Annotated in this window: 2 protein-coding genes; both read left to right on the forward strand. The window is 60.8% G+C overall.

From position 1 onward, the window contains the following. Window positions 1-216 (forward strand): DUF6890 family protein (locus tag BN1130_RS22640; protein WP_042042011.1); only part of this gene is annotated, 216 nt, incomplete at its 5' end. A gap of 3 nt (window positions 217-219) precedes the next feature. Then, window positions 220-1,749: phage tail tape measure protein (locus tag BN1130_RS10755; RefSeq protein WP_042042012.1), on the forward strand; the 1,530-nt coding region annotated here is incomplete at its 3' end.

The following is a 1,749-nucleotide window of genomic DNA, read 5'->3' on the forward strand; positions in this document are numbered from 1 at the left end:
CCCGGAACTGGATATCGAAGTAAAAAACTAACCGCGCGCGCCGAGGCCATCGAGCACAACCAGCTAGAGCAGGTGCTGGCACTGCGTCGCCACTACCTGCCCCATGAGGATGATGACTTAGACACCCTGGCTCGCGCTATCTGGCTAGACAAATACCACGCCCAACGCGCCGCCCAGGCCGTCGCCGAGGGGATCGCCACCGCCTTTAATGGATAAACCATGGCTTCTGTCACCGAACAACTGATCATGAGGATTGCCCTGATTGATGCGGTGACGCAGCCGCTCGCGGGCATCAACAACCAACTCAACATGGTCAAGAACACCGCCCAAAGCGGCTTTGCCAGTATCGGGGCGGGCGGGGCCACGATGCTCGCTGGCGGCATAGCCATCCAGAACGCCTTGATGCCCGCCATTGAAATGGACAGGGCGCTGGGTGAGGTCGCATCCCTTGGCGTGGCGCAAGACGGGCTGAAAGCCCTGAGCAATGAGGCACTCAAATTCAGTGTGGAATATGGCAAATCGGCCACTGAGTTTGTCCAGGCCTCTTATGATATCCAGTCCGCTATCGCGGGTTTGTCCGAGAACGAGTTACCGGCCTTTACCCGCGCCTCTGGAGTGCTGGCCGCCGCCACCAAGGCCGATACCGGCACCATCACCAACTACATGGGCACCATGTACGGCATCTTTGAGCAGCAGGCCAATGCCATGGGCAAGACCAACTGGGTCGAGGATGTGGCAGGCAAGACCGCGCTTGCGGTGCAGATGTTCAAAACGTCCGGTAAGGGGATCGCCGATGCCTTTACTGGACTGGGGGCCAATGCCACCTCTGCCGGGATCTCGATGGATGAGCAGTTCGCGGTACTCGGTCAGCTGCAAGCCACCATGGGGGGCGGCGAAGCCGGTACCAAGTTCAAGTCGTTTCTGGCCGGAGTGGGCAATGCCCAGAAGGCACTCGGCCTGCAGTTCACCGACTCGGCGGGCAATATGCTGCCGGTGCTCACCATCCTCGACAAGCTCAAGGTGCGCTATGGCGAGACCCTGAGCGTGGCCGAAGGGGACGAGCTCAAGAAGGCATTCGGCTCCGATGAGGCGGTGTCGATGATCAAGCTGCTGATGAGCAACACCAAGGGGCTGGCCACCAGTATCAACGCCCTGGGGAACACGCACGGCATGGGGAAAGCCGAGCAGATGGCCGCATCCATGACTGACCAGTGGCAACGGGTCGAATCAGCCTGGTTTGCTATCCGAGCCGCCGCGTTTGGCGCAGTGCTTCCCACCATCAACAAGGTGGTGGGTGCCTTTGCTGACGGTGGTGCGGCGGTACTGCGCTGGACAAAGATTTTCCCCAATTTCACCAAGGTGGTGAGTTACGCCATCCTGGCCATTGCGGGTCTGGGCGTAGTGACCGGCGCCTGGCTGTTGCTGGCAGGGCTCGCCAAGCTGGCCGCCCTGGCCTGGGCGCTGGCCTTCAAAGGCCTCACCGGCCCCCTCAATTTATTCAAAAAGGCACTGATCCCACTGCGGGCGGCCATCCTGGCCGTCAACATTGCGATGAGTCTCAATCCCGCCGTGATAATCATCGGCGCCATCTTGGCGCTGGTCGCGGCGGTTGCCCTGGCCATTGTCTATTGGGATGAGCTGCGTGCCACCTTCGCCGTGCTGACCGACTTTGAGCTATTGGGTGCCTTCTTTGGCGGCATGGCTGACACCTTTGGCCCGCTTGCCTCTCAAGCGCTGGCCCCCCTGGCG

The organism is Aeromonas rivuli, from assembly GCF_000820045.1.
Classification (GTDB): domain Bacteria; phylum Pseudomonadota; class Gammaproteobacteria; order Enterobacterales; family Aeromonadaceae; genus Aeromonas; species Aeromonas rivuli.